A 232-nucleotide genomic window follows, 5' to 3' on the forward strand; every position below is an offset into this window, starting at 1 on the left:
TGTGGTGCCGATCCTGCTGGCCAGGCAGCTGGCGCGGATGCGCGCTGCCGACAGGCAGCCCGAGGAAGAGCGCCGCGCGCTGGCCCAGCTGACCCGCGACATCCATGCACCGCTGGCCAACCGGCTGGGCCTCTGGCAGCTGAAGTGGGAACTGGAAGATCGGGCGTTCCGGCACCTGGAGCCGGAGACCTACCGCCGCATCGCACGTGAAGTGGACGAAACACGGCTGGCG

1 protein-coding gene is annotated in these 232 nt (G+C 69.8%); it reads left to right on the forward strand.

Annotated features, from left to right (window positions below; all coding sequences use genetic code 11):
- A partial coding sequence (locus ACQG3P_RS24600) for an HD domain-containing protein (RefSeq protein WP_426806510.1) occupies nucleotides 1-232 on the forward strand: 232 nt, incomplete at both ends.

Origin of the sequence: Stenotrophomonas sp. SrG, assembly GCF_050031795.1 — a bacterium.
Taxonomy (GTDB): Bacteria; Pseudomonadota; Gammaproteobacteria; order Xanthomonadales; family Xanthomonadaceae; genus Stenotrophomonas; species Stenotrophomonas rhizophila_A.